The sequence below is a fragment of the Xenophilus sp. genome (genome assembly GCF_044462705.1).
Classification (GTDB): Bacteria; Pseudomonadota; Gammaproteobacteria; order Burkholderiales; family Burkholderiaceae_C; genus Xenophilus; species Xenophilus azovorans.
Genome location: NZ_JBIQNC010000090.1, coordinates 1 through 18,744 on the forward strand (window position 1 = coordinate 1; position 18,744 = coordinate 18,744).

General features: G+C 69.8%; 17 protein-coding genes and 1 tRNA gene. 11 read left to right on the forward strand and 7 right to left on the reverse strand.

Translation table 11 applies throughout. From position 1 onward, the window contains the following. Window positions 1-151: 151 nt before the first annotated feature. The 7 genes from ACIY1X_RS14555 (at window position 152) to ACIY1X_RS14585 (ending at window position 8,335) form a co-directional block, all read left to right on the forward strand. Window positions 152-1,375: a tyrosine-type recombinase/integrase gene (locus tag ACIY1X_RS14555; protein WP_399681613.1), complete on the forward strand. Its 1,224-nt coding sequence runs from the start codon at window positions 152-154 to the stop codon at window positions 1,373-1,375. Between the two features lie 174 nt (window positions 1,376-1,549). Beyond that, window positions 1,550-1,777: a helix-turn-helix transcriptional regulator gene (locus ACIY1X_RS14560; protein WP_399681615.1), complete on the forward strand. Its 228-nt coding sequence runs from the start codon at window positions 1,550-1,552 to the stop codon at window positions 1,775-1,777. Between the two features lie 1,008 nt (window positions 1,778-2,785). Then, complete coding sequence (locus ACIY1X_RS14565) at window positions 2,786-3,298, forward strand: hypothetical protein (RefSeq protein ID WP_399681617.1); 513 nt, start codon at window positions 2,786-2,788, stop codon at window positions 3,296-3,298. After that, window positions 3,295-3,780, forward strand: a complete 486-nt coding sequence (locus tag ACIY1X_RS14570) for a hypothetical protein (protein ID WP_399681620.1) — start codon at window positions 3,295-3,297, stop codon at window positions 3,778-3,780. Before ACIY1X_RS14565 ends, ACIY1X_RS14570 begins: the two co-directional genes overlap by 4 nt. A 66-nt stretch (window positions 3,781-3,846) precedes the next feature. Next, window positions 3,847-4,059, forward strand: coding sequence for a hypothetical protein (locus ACIY1X_RS14575; RefSeq protein ID WP_399681622.1), 213 nt, complete (start codon window positions 3,847-3,849; stop codon window positions 4,057-4,059). Beyond that, on the forward strand, window positions 4,059-6,062 hold the full coding sequence (locus ACIY1X_RS14580; RefSeq protein WP_399681624.1) for a prohead protease/major capsid protein fusion protein: 2,004 nt from the start codon (window positions 4,059-4,061) through the stop codon (window positions 6,060-6,062). Before ACIY1X_RS14575 ends, ACIY1X_RS14580 begins: the two co-directional genes overlap by 1 nt. 182 nt (window positions 6,063-6,244) lie before the next feature. After that, entirely contained in the window at window positions 6,245-8,335 is a 2,091-nt protein-coding gene (locus tag ACIY1X_RS14585) for a phage tail length tape measure family protein (RefSeq protein ID WP_399681625.1), read from the forward strand. A 207-nt stretch (window positions 8,336-8,542) separates the two neighbouring features. Here the strand turns inward: ACIY1X_RS14585 and ACIY1X_RS14590 are convergent. Next, window positions 8,543-8,619, reverse strand: a tRNA-Met gene (locus ACIY1X_RS14590). A gap of 135 nt (window positions 8,620-8,754) precedes the next feature. Between ACIY1X_RS14590 and ACIY1X_RS14595 the strand changes: the two genes are divergently transcribed. Both ACIY1X_RS14595 and ACIY1X_RS14600 read left to right on the forward strand, forming a co-directional pair. Then, window positions 8,755-9,420: a sigma-70 family RNA polymerase sigma factor gene (locus ACIY1X_RS14595; RefSeq protein ID WP_399681627.1), complete on the forward strand. Its 666-nt coding sequence runs from the start codon at window positions 8,755-8,757 to the stop codon at window positions 9,418-9,420. A gap of 227 nt (window positions 9,421-9,647) precedes the next feature. Then, on the forward strand, window positions 9,648-10,469 hold the full coding sequence (locus tag ACIY1X_RS14600; protein WP_399681630.1) for a hypothetical protein: 822 nt from the start codon (window positions 9,648-9,650) through the stop codon (window positions 10,467-10,469). A 24-nt stretch (window positions 10,470-10,493) separates the two neighbouring features. Here ACIY1X_RS14600 and ACIY1X_RS14605 read toward each other — a convergent pair whose 3' ends face one another. After that, window positions 10,494-11,273, reverse strand: coding sequence for an enoyl-CoA hydratase (locus ACIY1X_RS14605; protein WP_399681631.1), 780 nt, complete (start codon window positions 11,271-11,273; stop codon window positions 10,494-10,496). Window positions 11,274-11,408: 135 nt separating this feature from the next. Here ACIY1X_RS14605 and ACIY1X_RS14610 point away from each other — a divergent pair, with 135 nt between their 5' ends. Next, window positions 11,409-12,014, forward strand: a complete 606-nt coding sequence (locus tag ACIY1X_RS14610; protein ID WP_399681634.1) for a DUF2325 domain-containing protein — start codon at window positions 11,409-11,411, stop codon at window positions 12,012-12,014. Here ACIY1X_RS14610 and ACIY1X_RS14615 read toward each other — a convergent pair. Genes ACIY1X_RS14615 through ACIY1X_RS14625 form a run of 3 tightly spaced genes read right to left on the reverse strand, consistent with a single transcriptional unit; the run spans window position 12,011 to window position 15,732 of the window. Continuing rightward, window positions 12,011-13,828, reverse strand: a complete 1,818-nt coding sequence (locus tag ACIY1X_RS14615; protein WP_399681637.1) for a M61 family metallopeptidase — start codon at window positions 13,826-13,828, stop codon at window positions 12,011-12,013. The two genes, ACIY1X_RS14610 and ACIY1X_RS14615, sit on opposite strands and share 4 nt — an antisense overlap. After that, the gene (locus ACIY1X_RS14620; protein WP_399681639.1) at window positions 13,828-14,541 is read right to left on the reverse strand and encodes a DsbC family protein; all 714 of its coding nucleotides are present in this window, start codon (window positions 14,539-14,541) and stop codon (window positions 13,828-13,830) included. The genes ACIY1X_RS14615 and ACIY1X_RS14620 overlap by 1 nt, the downstream gene beginning before the upstream one ends. A 54-nt stretch (window positions 14,542-14,595) precedes the next feature. After that, on the reverse strand, window positions 14,596-15,732 hold the full coding sequence (locus tag ACIY1X_RS14625; protein WP_399681642.1) for an FAD-dependent monooxygenase: 1,137 nt from the start codon (window positions 15,730-15,732) through the stop codon (window positions 14,596-14,598). A 96-nt stretch (window positions 15,733-15,828) separates the two neighbouring features. On the opposite strand from ACIY1X_RS14625, the gene ACIY1X_RS14630 reads away from it, so the two are divergent. Further along, window positions 15,829-16,737: an MOSC domain-containing protein gene (locus ACIY1X_RS14630; RefSeq protein ID WP_399681645.1), complete on the forward strand. Its 909-nt coding sequence runs from the start codon at window positions 15,829-15,831 to the stop codon at window positions 16,735-16,737. Between the two features lie 27 nt (window positions 16,738-16,764). Here ACIY1X_RS14630 and ACIY1X_RS14635 read toward each other — a convergent pair whose 3' ends face one another. Together ACIY1X_RS14635 and ACIY1X_RS14640 are read right to left on the reverse strand one after the other, a co-directional pair. After that, window positions 16,765-17,796 (reverse strand): hypothetical protein, encoded by a 1,032-nt coding sequence (locus ACIY1X_RS14635; RefSeq protein ID WP_399681648.1) that lies wholly within the window; start codon window positions 17,794-17,796, stop codon window positions 16,765-16,767. A gap of 100 nt (window positions 17,797-17,896) precedes the next feature. Continuing rightward, window positions 17,897-18,652: a hypothetical protein gene (locus tag ACIY1X_RS14640; RefSeq protein ID WP_399681650.1), complete on the reverse strand. Its 756-nt coding sequence runs from the start codon at window positions 18,650-18,652 to the stop codon at window positions 17,897-17,899. Between the last annotated feature and the right edge of the window lie 92 nt (window positions 18,653-18,744).

An 18,744-nucleotide genomic window follows, 5' to 3' on the forward strand; every position in this document is an offset into this window, starting at 1 on the left:
TGTTTGTAGCAACGGGGCCAGTAGCCGCAAGGGCTGTATGTGGTGGCGCTTCACGCCACCGAAAGATGTGGCGAAAGCCGCATGAACGCTTTATGTTTGGTCGTGTGCGAAGTGGAGTTACTGCTCCAGTTACTGCACCTTTCCGACCATCATGCCGCGCAACCTCATCACCTCCGACAAGGCCCTCCGATCCATCAAGCCCGGCGATCCGCGCCGCCGCATCTCCGACGGCGATGGGCTGTACCTCCTCCTCTTCGTCAACGGCGGCGCGCACGGCTGGCGCTTCGACTACACCTTCGCCGGCCGGCGCAAGACCCTTTCGCTCGGCACCTATCCGACGGTCGGCCTCGGCCTGGCCCGCAGCAAGGCCCAGGAGGCGCGCAAACGGGTGGCCGAAGGGGTAGACCCCAGCGCGGCCCGAAAAGCGCTCAGAGCGGCCCAGGAGGCTGCCAACGAGGCCAAGGCCCGGGAGGGCGCCGGCCTGCCCAAGATCGACAGCTTCGAGCACGTCGCCCGCGAGTGGTTCGCACTGCGGCGGGCCGAATGGGCGGACCTGTACGCCTCGAAGGTCATCGCGCGTCTGGAGGCCAACGTCTTTCCCTACATCGGCGGAAGGCCCATTGCCGAGATCGGCCCGGCGGAGCTGGTCGCCGTCCTGCGCCGGATCGAGGAGCGCGGTGTCATCGAGACGGCGCACCGGGTGCATGTAAGCATCGGCCAGGTGTTCCGGTACGCGATTGCCACCGGCCGCGCCCTGTCCAACCCCGCCCGGGACTTGAAGGACGTGCTGAAAAAAGCCGTGGTGCGGCATTTCCCGGCCATCACCGATCCGAAGCGGCTGGGCGAGCTGCTGCGCGCCATCGACGGGTACCGCGGCACGCCGGTGGTTCGCACCGCCCTGCGGCTGGCGCCCTTGGTCTTCGTGCGCCCGGGTGAGCTGCGCAAGGCCCGATGGGAGGAGTTCGACCTCGATGCCGGCATGTGGACCGTGCCGGCCGTGCGCATGAAGCGCAAGCGTGAGGCGAAGCTCAACGGCGAGCCCCACCTGGTGCCGCTGGCCAGGCAGGCCGTGGAGATCCTGCAGGACCTGCAGCCGCTCACCGGGGGCAGCCCCTACGTGTTTCGCGGCGAGCGGCATCACGATCGGCCCATGAGCGACGCGGCCGTGAATGCCGCCTTGCGCGCCATGGACTTCTCGGGGGAGGAGGTGACCGGGCATGGCTTCCGCGCCACCGCGCGCACCATCATGGTCGAGCAGCTGGGCATTCCGGAGGCCGTCATCGAGGCGCAGCTCGCGCACGCCGTCAAGGATGCCTTCGCCCTGGTGCCTCCGCAAGGTGGTCGCAGCTCAGGCGGTCGGCATGGCGAGCGATGAGGCAGCGCCTGCAGCATCCGAATCTCGACGCGGCACCACGAAAAACTGTCTCACTTTTTCTGGAAATGAGACAGGTCGCACGGAACCATCGAAGGCTTGACGGAAGCGAGTTTCGCACCCTGATGCCTGGGGTGGCACGCTCCGCCCATGCTGTACGTGTTACGGATGTGCTGAATGAGTGACCCGACTGTTGCGACGAAGGAGAGGCTACTCAGGATCGAGGAGGTCCTGAGGCGTGTCGGCTTCCGCACGACGACCCTCTACAAATTGATGGGCGAGGGCCGGTTCCCACGCCCCATCGCGCTCGGCCGCCGCACGGTCGTCTGGCCGGAGTCGCTGGTCGACCAATGGATTGACGCACGTGTCCGTGAGGCCTATGCCCCTGACTCCGCGGGGTCCTGATCGCGAATCTCGCCCGGCGATGCCTTGGGCGTCAGCGGGCGTTCGCGCGACCTACAGGGCCTCGGCCTGGGTGACACGTCGCAAGCTAAGTCGCTCGCCAGGCAGGCCGCCTCTGCGGCCGTGCTTGGCGATGCACCCCACCATTTGTATGTGCTCGACCGTCTTCGCGGTTGGTCGGGTGATTGCGGGCGTCAGCCGTGGCGATGGCCAGGCGCCTATGGAGAGCGGGACGATGGGCCCACAGTGCCAGAGATCGATGCGCGCAGCGTCGGAAAAGGCCTGGGCTCAACAAACGCGCCGTATTTGTGCAACGGATGCGGGAGGCGTGAATCGCGGCCTCCGTTGCGCTGCGGTAGCGGGGAAGTCCCTGCATGCGCCCATGACCTGAGTGTCCAAGTGTCCACGGTGTCCAGCGCTTTCCATAGAGCGCTCAGGGCAGTGATTCTTCCTTGAATCGAGGTTGCAGCCGCTGCATTGTCCACCGTGTCCATACAAATGCGGGTGCGCGCAAGCAGGCGTGCACACGTGTGCACGCGCGCACATGACGCTCACACGATCTCCTGTGATCTCTATGTAAATGATGGACACCGTGGACACTTGGACACCAGATAAGACAGACAAGGCGTTGGCTCACATTCGGCGCCACATGCCTCGGGTCTACGCTGAGATTCGGGCGCGGGCTGCGAAACATGGGCGTATCGCCTATGCCGAGGTGCGCCGCGGCCTGGCTGGCGAGGCGGGCAAGTTCTATGCGGCGGAGAAGGGCTGGGTGATCGGTACGCCAGGCACTCCGACTCAGATGGCGGCGCTCTCAGTTGAAGTTGTCGCCGGTCGCCTGATGCTTGGTCGATCGATCTTTTTCGTGCTGTGGTCTGAGTCGCCCCAGATAGAGCTTGTTCCTATGTCATCTCACGGGTCCTCCTGGGTAGGGCCGTGTACGGGTAATTCGAACCCCGATCGCGCGCTAGTGGGTGGTGCGGGAATGAGTGAACGCGAGGTGGTGTAAAGGTGAACGCGGGAACGTCCAGGCTCACCCAGCGGGCGCTCGCGGCAGCTCTCGGGCTTTCCCCGGCGGCCGTCACGAAACTCAAGCGGCAAGGCATGCCCGTCGATTCGGTTCGCCATGCCGCCGAGTGGCGCCGTCACAATGTCCGCCTGGATGTCCGGGCGCGTGCGTTGCCGTCCGATGTTCCGGCGAGCGTTGCCGATGTGGAGCGACTGGGGACGCTGGGGATCGACGCTCTGACCGCTGGGCACTTCCACCTGGTCGAGGCGACCATCCGCGCCGCGATGGCTTCGCTGCCGCCTGCCGAACGGGAGGCCGTTCGCCTCCCCTTAGCTGTGTGGGACCGGCTGACCGCGCATCTGCCGCTGGTGCCGGAAGGTGGCGACCTGAGCGAAGCGGATTGTGGCGCGATGGGTGTCGTCTGGTGGGCCGTTGCAGCCGCTGGCCCGGCTCGCCCGCTGGCGCTCGCGCCTGACCAGGTCGCGGTGCATACGTGTGCGCGAGAGGACGAGTGACGATTCGCGGCGCCCCGGCAAACGCCGCGGCTCCGCCTGCGGCATGGTGGCTGCAGCTGCCTGTCGATCCATTGGCTGCGATACGCGAAGTGGCTGCTGCGCTGCGCGACCGCCGGCTGCCGACCGCCGAGGCTGGGCAGCATGTTGCCGCTGGCTTGGCGAAGTATCTCAATGGTGAAGAGCAGAACCTCGCTCGCGCGCTGGGATTGCGCGTGCGGCGAGGCGGCCGATACGAGGTGCCATCAAGAAAAGCGCGGTACGACAGGAGGAATGAACTCGTGCGCCAGGCGTTGACGGCGTTGGGTAGTGGCCCAAGGCGCGCACGTGCTGAAAAGCTGAGTGCGGCGCTCGCGGCATCGGCGCCAGTCGTGGACGGTGAACAGCTCGGCGAAGTGCTGGAAGCTCTGCAGATTGAATGCGCCGCCGGGTTGAGTTGTCGCCAGATCCTGCGAATCGCAGCGGCTGGTGACGACGACGTGTGACACGAAATCGCGATTTGATGTCACCGAGGTGGTTGCCCGGAAACTGAGGACTCACAGGAGTTCTCAATGCCCGACACCGATCATCAACACCCACAGGCCGGCGCTCAGCGCTACAACACAAAATTCCAGGTCTTCAAGCGGGGGCGCGCCCTTATGGTGGAGGCGTGCGACGACAAAAAGATGGTCCTCGCCATGATCACGGCCGAGGATGCGCTCAGCCTGGCGCTCGTGCTGACCTACAAGGCCCGTGAACTCATCGCGGCAGGCAAGGACTGGTAATGTCCGCGCCCGCCGCAGACGTCCGACGCGAAGACCTGCCGCTGGCTGGTCGGACGATGGAGCTTCGCGACTTCCAGCGTGCCGGCGATGCCGACGCCGGTGCGGACGCTCCGCTGGCGACGGCGCGCCTCGTCTTCTCCGCCGGCGCTGCCGTGCGCCGGTACGACTGGTTTCGCGACCGTCCATACCTAGAGCAGCTGGTCGTCGAGGAGGGCGCGGTCCGCATGGAGCGTCTCACCCGCGGCGCGCCCTTGCTCAACACGCACAACTCCTGGGATCTCGAAGCCCAGCTCGGCGTGGTCGAGCGACCGACGATCGAGGCCGGACAGGGCCTGTGCGATGTGACGTTCTCGCGCCGTGAGTCGATCGCCGGCTACGTGCAGGACGTCGCCGACGGAATCATCCGCAACGTGTCGGTCGGCTATGTGCGCCACCGCGTCGAGATGGTGGCGCCCGCCGAAGAAGACGGCGTCTGGACCTATCGCGTCATCGACTGGGAGCCGTACGAGGTCTCCCTCGTGCCCATCCCCGCCGACATGGATTGCCAAGTGCGCGGGGAGGGCGCCAGCCATCAGCCGCCCGACCAGGCGCGCGCCGTTCGTACCTTCCCCTGCGAGTTCATCGAAGCCGGCTCAGCCGGCAGTCTCTTCTCTCTTTCTGAAAGGTCTATCGTGCCTCAAACATCCCTTCCCGAAGGCCGTTCGGCCCAACATCAGCAAAGCGGGGTCATTCCCCAATCGTCAGCGACGAGCGTGCACACGTCTGCACAGGGCGGCGAGTCCGAGCAAGCAAGGATTCTCGAGCTGGGGCGACGGCATGGCATGGAGTCGTTCGCGCGCGGCCTTGTCGCGGGCAACTTCACTCTGGAAGCCGCACGGGGTGCGATCATCAACGAGCTCGCGCGCGAAGATCACGCCGCCGGTGGCCACGTCAACGTTCGGCAAAGCCAAGACGGCGGGCGGTCGGAGCGCGATCTGATCGTCAACACCTTGGCTGTTCGAATGGGCGCCCGCCAGGGTGACCGGCCTGTCATTCGTGCGCTGGACTGCGTGGGCCTGGCGGCACGCGCCCTCGCCCTGGCGGGCGTTCATGTCGACGCCGGGTGGAGTCGAGCGCAGATCATCGAGCGCGCGATGGCCGGTCTCCACACAACGGGCGACTTTCCCCTGCTGCTCGGCAATGCGGTGGGGCGAGTGCTTCATGAGTCCTATACGGCTGCGCCAGCTGCCATCAAGTCGGTTGCGCGCCAGGTCAACGCTACGGACTTCCGCGCACGCAGCATCATCCGCCTCGGCGGTGCGCCGACGCTCGAAAAGGTGAACGAGCACGGCGAGTTCAAATACGGCTCTGTCAAAGAGGCGTCCGCTTCGTGGAAGCTGGCCACCTATGGCCGGATCTTCGGCCTGACGCGCCAGGCGCTGGTGAATGACGATCTGGGCGGTTTCGCAGACCTGGTGCGGAAATTCGGCGAAGCAGCCTCCATGCGCGAAGCCGAAGAGCTGGTGAGCATCCTGCTTTCCCCTCCGGCCATCGATGGGGGGCCACTGTTTTCCGCCGACCGCAAGACGCTCATCATCGATGACCTGGACGCGGATGGCTTGGGCAAGGCCGTGCTGGCGCTGCGGCAGCAGAAGGATATTGACGGCACGCTCAAGGCCCAAGCGCCTGGCACGCTGATTGTGCCGGCTGCGCTGGAGATGAAGGCGCTGCAGCTGGTGGCCACCATCAACGCCACGCAAACCGGGGACGTGCAACCCTACAGGCTCAGCGTGCAGGTGGAGCCGCGGCTCGATGCGGCCAGCGCGGTGGCGTGGTATCTCGTGGCCGCGAATCAGTCCGCGCTGGAGTACGGCTACCTCGAAGGCGACGAAGGGCCGCAGATCACCCAGCGCGAAGGATTCGAGGTGGACGGGCTGGAAATCAAGGCGCGGCTGGACTTCGGGTGCGGCTGGGCGGCGCCTCTGGGCTGGGTGAAGAGCAACGGCGACAACGTGGCGCTCTGATTCGCGTGGTGGGGTGCCGGCAGGCGTCCCGGGCATCAACTGCGAGAAGCCCACCATAGCAGTTGAGCTGGCATAGATGGCGGGCACCCCGTGGGCGATCGTCGATCCGCTCGCAGCGCGTCAGGGGGCGCGGTCCAAGCTCGGCCGCTCTACGGCGCGCACCTCTTACTGCGAGGCTTCCCGTGACCGCAACCAATGTTCAAATCGTCCTTTCGGCGAAGGATCAGACGCAGGCCGCGTTTGCCTCGCTGCGCCGCCAAGTCGATGGCGTGTCCAGCAGCTTCATGTCGCTCAAGGGCGTGATGGCCGGCGCCTTCGCGGGCGTGTCGATCAGCTCGACCATCACGAAGTTCATTCAGGAGACCATCAACGCCGAGCAGGAGCAGGCCCAGCTCGCCGCCGTGCTCAAGTCCACCGGCGAGGCGGCAGGCTGGTCGCAGCAGCAGCTCAACGACATGGCCGATGCCATGGCCAAGAGCAGCACCTTCAGTGCTGGCGAGATCAACCAGGCGCAGACCCGGCTGCTCAGCTACACGGGCATCGTCGGCGAACAGGTGCCCAAGGCCATGCAGGCGGCCGCCGACATGGCTGCTCGCACGGGCATGGACCTGAATCAGTCGGCCGAGACCATCGGCAAGGCGCTGGACGTGCCGAGCAAGGGCCTCACGGCGCTGAGCAAGCAGGGTTTCCGCTTCACCGACGACCAGAAGAAGCTGGTCGAGCAGTTGGAGAAGACGGGGAAGACGGCCCAGGCGCAGGGGATCATCCTGGAGGCGCTGGAGTCCAGCTACGGCGGCGCGGCGAAGGCCGGGCGCGAGACGTTCGGCGGAGCGATCAAGGCCCTTCAGCACAACATCGACGATCTGCTCACCGGCGACTCCGGCAGCATGCGTTCCCTGAAGGACAGCGTGGAGGGACTGAACAAAACGCTGGAGTCGGAAGAGACCCGGGCGGCGTTCCAGGCGTTGGTCAAGTGGATGACGGATGTGTCGTCAACGGCTATTCAAGCTTCAGGCGGAATCATTGGGTTTGTCAACAGCGTGCAGGAACTGCGGCGGAAGTCTGGCCCCGATGGGTTCGTCAGCCGGGTGTTCAACGCTGCAGGCCACGCACTGAACCCCCTGGGTGCAGCATACGGCGCGGCGGTTGGCTTGTTTGAGAGTTCGCCAGACGCCCCGCAGGAGTACCAGGCGACGGTCCGCGCTATCGACAACCGCATTGCCCACCGGGCCGCGGCGTCGAGCGCAGCGTCATCGGGGCGATCGCCGGAAGCGAAGCGGGGCGGGGCTGGTAGGGACCCTGAGGCCGATGCCAAGCGTGCTATCGAATCGCTGCAGAAGCAGATCGAGAAGACGCAGGAGCTGAGCGAGGTCGAGCAGGTCCTGCTCGACATCAAGCGCATCCGCGAGGGCGGCGGCCGGGTCACAGAGGAGCAGAAGCAGACGATGCTGCACCTGGCCCAGCAGCTCGATGCTACGAAGCTACTGGCCCAGCGGGAGAAGGATCTCACCGCGGAGCGGGAGCGCAGTTCCGAGGCCAACAAGGCCATCCGCGATGAGGGCATTGCCCTCATGAAGGAGATGCGCACGCCGCTGGAGCGGTACAAGGAGGAACTGCAGCGCGTCGACGAGCTGGAGAAGGAAAACGCGATCACGGCCGAGACCGCCGCGCGTGCGCGCAAGAAGCTCAAGGAGGAGTATGAGGCCACCACGAAGGTGATGGACACCTTCGGCCAGCGCTTCGCCGAGAACACGCAGCAGCAGCTCGGCGATGGCCTGTACCAGGCGCTCAACGGCAAGTTCGAGAACATCGGCGACGCCTGGGCCGACATGCTTAAGCGAATGCTGGCCGATGCCGCGGCGGCCGACGTCACCCGCGCGCTGTTCGGTGACCTGGTGCAGGGCGGCACGGGCAGCGGCTTGCTCGGCGGCGTCTTCGGCGGCGGCAAGACCAGTAGCGCATCCGGCGGCAGCATCGTCGGCTCGGCCGTCAGCGGCGCCTTCGGCTGGCTGATGGGCCTGATTCCCGGCCTCGACACCGGCACCGACTACGTGCCGAAGGACATGCTGGCCCTCATCCACAAGGGCGAGAAGATCACGCCGGCGGCGCAGAACGGCCGCGACAGCGATGCGAAGCCGGTGACTGTCATCCAGAATTTCACTGTCGGCGACGTCGCCAGCATGGCCGCAGTGCGTGCCACGGTTGCGGGATCCGAGCGACGCCTAGCCAGTGCCATGCGGCGGTCGCAGGGCTACGGCGGAGCGTTGGCGTAGCGGCCCGCGTTCATCGGCCTGCGCTCGGATGTGAATGCAGTAACTCGGAGCGTTTCCGTATGCCGCCTGAGCAGTTCCTGCGCCAGTTACTGCACAATCGGCCGGAAACACCCGGCCAAACGCGAACTATCGCGGAAAGAAAAAAGCCCTAAGTGGTTGATTCACTTAGGGCTTTCGGAAGTTAGCGAACTATCGCGAACTTAGTGTTGGTGGCGCTTCACGGACTCGAACCGCGGACCTGTGGATTATGATTCCATCGCTCTAACCGACTGAGCTAAAGCGCCGAGCCCGAAATTATAGCCACAGTCGGTCGGGCCCTGCCAAGGGCCCGCCGCAGCACCGTCTCTTCCCCGCTGGCTGCTTTTTCGCCAACCCCTGGTGCGGGCCTGCGCCGTACAAGAGGCGGTGACAATCCCCCGATGCTCGCTCCCTCGCCCGTCGACGCGCAGCGCCACGCCATGGCCGACGACCAGTTGATGCTGGCCTATGCCGGCGGCGACGGGGCGGCGTTCGAGGTGCTCTACGCACGGCACGAAGGCGCGCTGTTCCGCTTCGTGAAGCGCCTACTGGGTGCGCGGCTGGCCTCGCAGGCCGACGAGGTGTTCCAGGACACGTGGCTGCGCATCGTCTCCGCGCGCAGTTCCTTCTCGCCGCAGGGCGCGAGCTGGCGCACCTGGGCCTTCACCATCGCGCACAACCTGGCGATGGACCGCCTGCGCGTCAGCGGCCGCGAGGTGGCGCTGGACACCGGCGGCCATCCCGACGACGAGGACACGCCGGCGCTGCCTTCGCTGGAGCGCGGCATGCACGCCGCCGATGGCGCAGCCGATGCCTCGCATCCCTCGGCGGAGGAGCTGGCCTTCTGGCGCGCTGCCGGCCGGCGCCTGCTGGCCTGCCTGGACGAACTGCCGCCCGAACAGCGCGCGGCCTTCCTGCTGCACCATGAGGACGGGCTGGGCGTGCAGGCCCTGGCGGCGCAGCTCGACCTGGGCTTCGAGACGGTCAAGAGCCGGCTGCGCTACGCGCTGCAGAAGCTGCGCGGCTGCATGGCGCGCTACCTGGCGGCGCTGGAGCAGCGGGCATGAGCGACACGTTCCGCGACGACGACGACGGCAGCATGGCCCCCGACGCGCGCCTGCGCCGCATGCTCGACCATGCGCCCGACGCCGACGCGGCGCCGCATCCGGCCACGCGCGAGGCGATCCTGAAGGCCGCCCGCAATGTCGCGGCGTCGTCTTCCCCCGTGGCCCCGGCCGCTGCGGCGCGAACGCCCTGGTGGCGCAGGCTGTGGGCGTCGGCCGGCGGCAGCCGCATGCCGTGGAACGCCGCTTTCGCAACGGTGCTGGTCGCGATGTTCGTCACGGTGACGTGGCAGGGTGAACCGGTGCCCGATGCACGGCTGGACGCGCCGGCCCCGGCGCCTGCGACGCCGCGCGTCGAAGTCGCTCCAGCACCCGCGCCGGCGATGCCCGCGACGCCGCCGCCGGCATCCGCGGCCGAACCCGTCCCGCCACCTTCGGCGTCCCCCGGTCGCCTCCGGCGCGAACGCGCTGCCGAATCCAAGGCGGCTGTGCAGGAGCGCCGCGAGATGCAGGAATCCGCCCGGCGCGCGCCTTCGGCCGACGCGCCTGCGGAAGAAGAGCATGCAGCGGCCGCCGACGCATCGCGCGTCCAGCCGGCCGCGCCATCCGCTGCCGCTCCCCGCCCGGCACCGCCCGCGCCGGCGGCAGCGGCCGGCGCAGCCGCCCCGGGGCTTGCAGCCGCTCCGCAGATGCAGCGAAGGGCACAGGAGACAGCCGGCGTCCCGGCCGGCGCCTGGCGCGGCTGGACGCACCTGCGCATCGTGGCGCCGGACGGCCGCATGCGGCGGCTGACGCGGGCCGAGGCCGGCGAACTCGCCGGTCTGATTGAGGCGGCCGTGCCGTCCGGCCTGCCGGCGGCCGTGCCTGAAGATGGCAGCCGCTGGCAGATCGTCCTGCAGGCCGGTGGCGGCGCCCTCGCGGCGCTGGAGGTGGGAGGGAGGCAGGTGCGCTGGCGCGAAGGCGGCTCGGCCGCCACGGCGGCCGAGCCGCCGGCATCCGTGCTCGACGCCTTGCGCGCCGAGCTGGAGCGCCGCTTCGCCGCGGGCCCCTGAGCGGGCCGCGCCGACGGGGCCGCGTCAGTGGTTCTTGAACTCCGCCTTGCGCTTGTTCATGAAGGCGTCCATGCCTTCCTTCTGGTCTTGCGTGGCGAAGAGGGCGTGGAACAGGCGCCGCTCGAACATCACGCCGTCCGACAGCGTGCCCTCGAAGGCGCGGTTGACCGACTCCTTGGCCGCCATCACCGCGATCTGCGAGAAGTCTGCGATGGTGAGCGCGGCGCCCAGCGCCTCGTCCATCAGCTTGTCGTAGGGCACCACGCGGCTGACCAGGCCGGCGCGCTCGGCCTCGGCGGCATCCATCATGCGGCCCGTGAGGGCCATGTCCATCGCCTTGGCCTTGCCCACGGCGCGCGGCAGGCGCTGGGTGCCACCGGCGCCGGGGATCACGCCCAGCTTGATCTCGGGCTGGCCGAACTTGGCGTTGTCGGCCGCGATGATGAAGTCGCACATCATCGCCAGCTCGCAGCCGCCGCCCAGCGCGAAGCCGCTCACGGCGGCGATCACCGGCTTGCGGATGGCGCGGATGGTCTCCCAGTTGCGGGTGATGTAGTCGCCCTTGTAGACGTCGGTGAAGCTGTACTTGGCCATCAGGCCGATGTCGGCGCCGGCGGCGAAGGCGCGCTCGCTGCCGGTGAGGATCATGCAGCCGATGGCCTCGTCGGCGTCGAAGGCCTTGAGCGCGGCGCCCAGCTCGGTCATCAGCGCGTCGTTCAGGGCGTTCAGCGCCTTGGGGCGGTTCAGGGTGATGACGCCGACCTTGCCGGCCTCGGTGCGCACCTCGATGTTCTCGTAGCTCATGCTGTCTCCGGGGAGGGAATGAAGGGGGAAGGATGGATCCTCGGGCCGGGTCACTATACCCAGCCCGGCAGCGCGTGTTTGGTGCTCTACTTGAGAATGATTCGCAAATAGAATGCCGCCGACATGGAGCCGACGATGCAGGAACACACCGTGCTGCTGCGGGCCTACGCCCGGGTGCAGGAGCGCTGCTCGCGCCTGGTGGCCGAGCAGGCCGCGCGCATCGCCGAGCTGGAGTCGCAGTTGGTCCGGCTGCGCGGCGCGCTGGTGCAGCGCGATTCGGCCGTAGCCCTGGCGCGCGAGGAGGTGGCTGCGCGCGCCGCCGCCCGCGGCCTGACGCTGCCGCAGCGCGTGCTGGGCCTGCTGGCGCCCGGCCGCTGGCGCCGCGCCGTGCCGGCGGCGGCGCCCGCGGTGCCGTCGGACCTGCGCGAGAAGGCGGTGCTGTGCATCGGCCCCGAAGGCGAGGCGGCCGGCCTGGCGCGCCAGTTGGTGGAGATCGCAGGCGGCCGATTCCTGCGGCACGCGCCCGACGTGCTGGAGCAGGCCGACGAAGCCGCCTTCGAGGCCAGCCTGCGCGAGGCCGACCTGGTGATCTGCCAGACCGGCTGCGTCAGCCACGGGAACTGGTGGCGCGTGCAGGACCACTGCCGCCGCACCGGCAAGCCGTGCGTGATGGTGGGCGCGGCCGAGCAGCCGGTGCAGTTCGTGCGCCGCGCGCAGGAGGGGGTGGCGCCGGGCCCCTAGCCCAGCCAGCCGTGCAGCAGCGCCGCATCCCGCGGGGCCAGGCGCAGCGTGGTTTGCGCCGGCGGGATCGCCAGCGGCAGGCGCAGCAGGCGCCGGTCGCGGGCGACGAGGGCGGTGCACTTCTTCGCGTCGCCCAGGTATAGCGGCAGGTCGTCGAGCCGGCTGATGCGCCAGGCCTCGGCCGTGCGGCCGCCCCGGCCGGCGGGCAACTCGATGCCCAGCCATTCGTCGTTCGCCGAGAAGCCCGCCTTCTCGGCCGCGCCGCCGCGCAGCACGACCTTGACGGTCACGCTGCCGTTCTTCTCCTCCACCCGCAGGCCCAGCGCCTGCGCGCGCTGCGCCGGCTCGTCGAGCGCCGCCACGCCGTGCGCGGCCAGCAGCCCGGTCAGCGGCAGCTCGCCGGTGCCGTGCACCCAGCGGCGGAACTCGGGCGCGAAGCTGCGTCCGCCCACGGCCTCGAAGGCGGCGGCGATCTGCGCCTCGTCCACCGGGCCGCCGCCGCTGCGCTGCCACAGCAGGCGCATCACGTCGTCGAGCGTGGCGTGGCCCTCGCTGCGCAGCGTCAGGTCCAGGCACAGCGCCACCAGCGCGCCCTTGGTGTAGTAGCTCACCGTGGCGTTGGGCATCTGCTCGTCGGGCCGGTAGTACTTGATCCAGGCGTCGAAGCTGGCCTCGGCCACCGACTGCGCGTGGCGCCCCGGGGTCTGCAGCACCTGGTTGGCGGTGCGCGTGAGCAGCTTCAGGTAGGTGGCGTCGTCGATCAGGCCGGCACGGCGCAGCAGCAGGTCGTCGTAGTAGCTGGTGAAGCCCTCGAAGAACCACAGCAGCCGGGTGTAGTTCTCCTGGCCGTAGTTGTAGCGCGTGAACTCCGCCGGCCGTAGGCGCTTGACGTTCCAGGTGTGGAAGTACTCGTGGCTGATCAGGCCCAGCAGCGTGGTGTAGCCCTCGGCCTGCTTTGCCGCGCCGTGCTGGGGCAGGTCGGTGCGATTGCAGATCAGCGCCGTGCTGTGGCGGTGCTCCAGCCCGCCGTAGCTGTCGCCCACGGCGTTGAGCATGAAGACATAGCGGTCGTGCGGCGGCCGCGCGGCGGCGTCGCGGGCGCCGGCGCGCGCCTTGGCGCCGTGCCAGAAGCGCATCTGCGCCTCGCAGATGGTCTTCGTGTCGGCGACGAGCCGCTCGCCGTCGAAGCCGGCGGCGGCACCGGCCACGACGAAGCGGTGCGGCACGCCGAGCACGTCGAATTCCGCGCTCCAGAAGGGGCCCAGCTCCACCGGGCTGTCGGCGATCTCGTCGTAGTCGTCGGCGCGGTAGACGCCGAAGCCCTGCCGGTCCACCTTCACCGGGCGCAGCGCGGTGGCGCATCGCCAGCGGTCGGCGGTGCCGGCGGGTGCGTCGATCTGCAGCGTGCAGGGCGCATCGGCCTGGCCCTCCACGCGCAGGCACAGGCTGGTGCCGTTGAAGAAGCCGCGCTGCGCGTCGAGCCAGGCGGTGCGCACCGAGTGGTCGTAGGCGCAGACCCGGTAGCGCAGCACCAGCGGCTCGCCGGCGCGGCAGTCGATCTGCCAGCCGGCCTTGTCCTGCTGCGCCACCGGCACGCTGCGGCGGCCCTGCGTGGCCGTCAGGCCCGACAGCTGGCGCGCGAACTCGCGCACCAGGTAGCTGCCGGGGATCCACACCGGCAGCGTCACGCGCTGCTGCGCGGCGGGCGCGTCGATCTGCAGCTCGACCTCGAACAGGTGCGCGTGCAGGTCGGCGCAGCGCACCCGGTAGCGCAGGGCGAGGCGGGCCGGCGCGGCGGCGGCGCGGCGGGCCATCAGCGGCTGGCCTGCTTCAGCATCGTCTCGACCTGGGCCGCGGGAATGGCGCCCGGCGTGCGCGAGCCGTCCTCGAAGATCAGCGTCGGCGTGCCGGTGATGTTGTACTTGCGGCCGAAGGCCACGTTGCGCTGCAGCGCGCCGACGTCGCACTCGGCGGTGGGCGGCCGGGTGCCGTCGATCATCCAGCTGGTCCAGGTCTTGGCCTTGTCCTTGGCGCACCAGATGTCGCGCGACTTGACGGCCGAGTCCGGCCCCAGCACCGGATAGAGGAACAGGTGCACCGTCACGTTGTCGACGTTGCGCAGCTCCTTCTCGAAATGCTTGCAGTAGCCGCAGTTCGGGTCCTCGAAGACGGCCAGCTTGCGCTTGCCGTTGCCGCGCACGATCTTGAAGGCGTCCTTCAGCGGGAGCTGGTCGAAGGCGACGGCGCTGAGCTTCTCGATGCGCTCCTCGGTGAGGTTCTTCCTCGCCTTCACGTCGATCAGGTGGCCCTGCATCACGTAGCTGCCCTGCTCGTCGGTGTAGTAGATGTCGAAGCCGGTGCGCACCTCCCACACGCCGGGCATGGGCGACTTGCGCACTTCGTCGATCTGGCCGAGCTGCGGGATCGCGCCCAGGTTCTTGCGGATCTCGGCCTCGCCGGCGTGGGCAGCGGTGGCGGCGAGGAGGGCGGCGGCCAGCACGGCGGCACGGCGGTTCGGAAGCTTCATGGTGCGGGGTTCGTGTGCGCGGTGCGCCAAAGGTTCATTGGGGCCTGTCGGGCCCTAGGCCAGGCCCATCGCCTGGCGCGCGATCCAGTTCTTGAGGAGGCGGGTGCGGTCGAAGCCGCGCATGCCCCAGTTGCGCAGCTGCGGCAGCGGCTCGAGCGTGTGCGAGAAGAGCTGCTGCAGCCCGTCGGTGGCCAGGCCCATCGCCAGCACGTCGGCGCGGCGGGCGCGCTCGTAGCGGCGCAGCAGGCGCTCGTCGCCGACGCTGCGCCAGTAGTCGCGCGAGCGGATCACCTGCGCCAGCTCGGCCGCGTCGGCCAGGCCCAGGTTCAGGCCCTGGCCGGCCAGCGGATGCACGGTGTGCGCGGCGTCGCCGGCCAGCGCCCAGGTGCCGCCGGGGCGGCCGTCGTCGCCGGCGGGGAAGCGGCCGATCCAGCGCTCGGCGGTGGCGCGCTGCAGCGGCCAGGCGGCGCGCTCGCTGGTGAGCGTGAAGGCGCCCAGCGCGCCGCCGCAGGCTTCGCGCACGCGCTCGCAGAAGGTCTCGGCGTCCAGCGCCATCAGCTCGGGCGCGCGGAACTGGTCCACCGACCACACCAGCGCCAAGTGCCGGCTGCCCGGCCCGCCCAGCGGCAGCAGCGCCAGCACCTCGCCCTGGGCGTCGAACCACTGGCGCGCGGTGTCGTCGTGGGGCGTCTCGGCCTCCAGGCGCGCGGCGATGGCGTGCTGCGGGTAGCGCGTCACTTCGTGGCGCACGCCGAGCAGCTCGCGCGTGGCGCTGGCGCGGCCTTCGCACACGACGGTCAGCGGCGCGGCGACGGGCGCATCCACCACCTCCACCTGCGGCGCGAAGCGCACCGCGTCGGCGAGCTGGCGCTCGAGCGCGGGCACGTCGACGATCCAGGCGAGCGCATCGACCGCATGGCGGCGCGCCTGGAAGTGCACGCGGCCGCCCTCGTCGCCGTGCACCAGCATCTCGCGCACCGGCGTGGCGTGGGCCGCGTCGGGCCAGGCGCGCAGGGATTCCAACAGCGCCTTCGATGCGGCGTTGAGCGCGTAGGCGCGCACGTCCTCGCGCGCCGCGGCAGCGGCCGGCGCCACCAGCGCCACGCGCACGCGCTCGCGCGCCAGCAGCAGCGCCAGCGTGCGGCCGACGATGCCGGCGCCGCGGATGCAGACCTCGGGGGGAAGAGCCATCGCGGCATTGTAGGGACGGGCTTCCCCGCGCAAGAGGAGGCCGCGCGCCGCTGCGGGAGAATGCGCGGGCTTCGTCCCGCCCATTCCGCACGCACCATGACCGCCTCCCACGCCGCCGCTCCGGCCCTCGACGACAGCTTCGACGTCCGCGGCACCATCGCCCGCCTGTTCGTCTATCCCGTCAAGTCCTGCGCGGGCGTGGAGGTGCGCGAGGCGCTGCTCACCGAGACGGGCCTGGAGTTCGATCGAGCCTGGATGGTGGTGGACGAGCAGGGCGGGTTCGTCACCCAGCGCGAGCTGCCGCGCATGGCGCTGATCCGCCCGCAGATGAAGCACTCGGAGATGGTGCTGCGCGCGCCTGGCATGCTGGCGCTGCACGTCGCCTACGACCGGGTCGAGGCGCCGGTGCAGGCGACGGTGTGGAAGGACACCGTCGCCGCCTACGACATGGGCGACGTGGCGGCGCAGTGGTTCAGCGACTTCCTGTCCGAGCCGGGGCGGCCGCGCCGCCTGCGGTTGGTGCGCTTCGACCCGGAGCAGCGGCGCCTGTCGAGCCTGAAGTGGACCGGCGGCATCGAGTCCGAGGTGCAGTTCGCCGACGGCTATGCGCTGCTGGTGGCGAGCGAGGCCGCGGTCGACGACCTCAATGCGCGGCTGGGCGCGGCGGGCCATGCGCCGGTCGGCATCGAGCGCTTCCGCCCCAACATCGTGCTGGGCGGCGTGGAGGCGCACGACGAGGACCGGCTCGACATGCTGCATGTCGCCGGCGACGAGGGCGTCGTGCGGCTGCAGCCCGTGAAACCCTGCACGCGCTGCCCGATCCCCGACATCGACCCCGCCACCGCCGTCAGCAGCCCCGAAGTGGGCGACGCGCTGCGCGCCTACCGCGCCGACGCACGCGTGGACGGTGCGGTCACCTTCGGCATGAACCTGATCGTGCGCGAGGGCGTGGACCGGATGCTGCGGGTGGGGCAGGCGGTGGGCGGGAACCTGCGCTTCGACTGACGGCAGGCCGCACGCGGCATCGGCGGCCTACGAGCGCGGCTCCTGATACCACTCGATCGGGTGGTTCGTGCTCAGCGCGGCCGTGCACAGCCTGCGCAGGGGCATGGTGACGGCGCCATGATCGGCGGCCGACTGATATTCCGCATCCGCGCGCAGCCGAAGCGCCCGCGCCGGGCGCGGCCCGATGCACCGCGCGCATTCGAAACGCTGCCCGCTGGCCGTGTCCTCCCACAGCACGGCCTCGCCGCCGGGCAGCGGCGTCTGGGTGAAGGCATGGCTGCTGAAGAGGAGGCGCTGCTGCGCGTCCTCCACCACGAAGCCCTGCTGGGCCACGCCCAGGTGCAGGGCCTGCCCGTGCGACGCGAGGAGATGGGTGTCGCGCGCCGGGCGGCGGCTGTCGAGGCAGGCCAGCGCCGGCGGCAGGGCGGGCACGGTGCCGTCCTCCGGCCGCACGGCCCACCAGCGTTCGGCCGCCGGCGTCAGCGCGTTCCACACCGCTTCGCCGTACAGCGTGGTCCACAGCACCTCGCCGCTGTCGGCATCGCGCAGGACGAACTTGACGCCGAAGTGGCCGTGCCGCTCGAAGGCTTTCAGGTCGTCCAGCATCCGCCGCGCCAGCGCCGGCGGCGTGCCGCCCCAGGCCGTGCCGTCGTCCGGCAGTTCGTCCAGCAGGGTGGCGAAGCGGCCCACCGGGCCGTAGCGGCTGGAGCGCTCCATCAGCACCAGGCCGTCGCCGTGCGGGCGGGCCAGCAAATCGTCCGCCGCGCGGCAGGAGATCTCGTCGGCGCAGATCAGCAGGGCGTCGCGCAGCGCGTCGCACTCGTCCCAGTTGCCCACCGCGGTGTGGATGAGTTCCATGTCCGGGTGGGGGCACGCGGTGAGGCGCCAGGCGCGCACGGCGTCGTATTCCTCCTGCGTGATCTCGCCGCCGCCGGGCGCCCGGCCCAGCGTCAGGTCGCCGTCTTCCTCGTTCACGCGGATGCGCGGGGCCAGCGGCGTGGGCGCGACCTGCCCGCGCTCGAAGCAATCGCACCGGACCAGGGCGAACAGGTTCTTCACGTCAGGGCTCCGTGCGCCGGGCCCGGCGCATGGGCTGCATTGCAGCAGCTTCGCGCCGCGCCGGGAACCGGCCGGACGCACTGGCCGATCGGCCCGCGCGTCAGCACCACACGATCGGCTGGCCGTACTGCGACGACGCCAGGCACAGGTGGTGCAGCGCATTGAGCAGGCCGGCGTATTCGTGGGGCCATTGGGGCTGCTGTTCCACGCGCAGCCGTCTCGGCCACCGGCCGGCCTCGTCGCGCAGGGCGGGCACGCCGTCGATGGCGCGGCGGCGCAGCGGGTCGGCCAGATGCGCCAGCGGCGCGGGCCCGTCCGCCGACGTCAGCAGGCGCTGATGGAAGGCCGTGCTGCGGAACAGCACCTGTGCGTCGCCGCGCCGGCGCACGAAGAAACCGACCTCGTCGATGCCTTCGTCGCCATGCTCGGCCGACCAGGCGAAGCATCCGTCGCTGTCGCGCAGGCCGGCGGGAAAGAGCGCCCAGTCGGGCAGCGGAGGAGCCAGATCCGCCAGCCGCGCCCACACCTCGGGGCCGTACAGCGCATTCCATACCGGCCGGCCGCTGCGGATGGTGGCCACCGGCTCGTCGGTGTCGGCGTTGAGCAGGACGAACTTGGCGCCGAAGGAGGCGTTCTGCTCGAACAGGTCGCGCTGGCGGCCGATGCGCCGGGCCATCGCCGGCGGGACCTCGCCGCCGTTGTGGGTGGGCAGCGCATCGGCCAGCAGGGCGAAGTAGCCGGGCATGGGGCCGAAGCGGCGGCTGCGCACCGTGGGCGCAGGCGCCTCGCCGAGCAGCCGCGCCGCCTGCGCCAGGTGCTGTCCGCGGAACCACAGCGCTTCGGCGAAGCCGTTCACCGCGTGCCAGCTTCCGAGCCGGGCCTGGAAGGCGATGTGAACCGCCCCGGTTTTCGCGGAGGCCGGTTGGCTTGAGTCAGGCCGGGCTGACC

Excerpts from the sequence above, each read along its gene's own strand:
- ACIY1X_RS14555 (WP_399681613.1), top strand. The coding sequence starts at position 152 with ATGCCGCGCAACCTCATCACCTCCGACAAGGCCCTCCGATCCATCAAG.
- ACIY1X_RS14560 (WP_399681615.1), top strand. The coding sequence starts at position 1,550 with ATGAGTGACCCGACTGTTGCGACGAAGGAGAGGCTACTCAGGATCGAG.
- ACIY1X_RS14575 (WP_399681622.1), top strand. The coding sequence starts at position 3,847 with ATGCCCGACACCGATCATCAACACCCACAGGCCGGCGCTCAGCGCTAC.
- ACIY1X_RS14580 (WP_399681624.1), top strand. The coding sequence starts at position 4,059 with ATGTCCGCGCCCGCCGCAGACGTCCGACGCGAAGACCTGCCGCTGGCT.
- ACIY1X_RS14595 (WP_399681627.1), top strand. The coding sequence starts at position 8,755 with ATGCTCGCTCCCTCGCCCGTCGACGCGCAGCGCCACGCCATGGCCGAC.
- ACIY1X_RS14600 (WP_399681630.1), top strand. The coding sequence starts at position 9,648 with ATGCCGTGGAACGCCGCTTTCGCAACGGTGCTGGTCGCGATGTTCGTC.
- ACIY1X_RS14605 (WP_399681631.1), bottom strand. The coding sequence starts at position 11,273 with ATGAGCTACGAGAACATCGAGGTGCGCACCGAGGCCGGCAAGGTCGGC.
- ACIY1X_RS14610 (WP_399681634.1), top strand. The coding sequence starts at position 11,409 with ATGCAGGAACACACCGTGCTGCTGCGGGCCTACGCCCGGGTGCAGGAG.
- ACIY1X_RS14615 (WP_399681637.1), bottom strand. The coding sequence starts at position 13,828 with ATGGCCCGCCGCGCCGCCGCCGCGCCGGCCCGCCTCGCCCTGCGCTAC.
- ACIY1X_RS14620 (WP_399681639.1), bottom strand. The coding sequence starts at position 14,541 with ATGAAGCTTCCGAACCGCCGTGCCGCCGTGCTGGCCGCCGCCCTCCTC.
- ACIY1X_RS14625 (WP_399681642.1), bottom strand. The coding sequence starts at position 15,732 with ATGGCTCTTCCCCCCGAGGTCTGCATCCGCGGCGCCGGCATCGTCGGC.
- ACIY1X_RS14630 (WP_399681645.1), top strand. The coding sequence starts at position 15,829 with ATGACCGCCTCCCACGCCGCCGCTCCGGCCCTCGACGACAGCTTCGAC.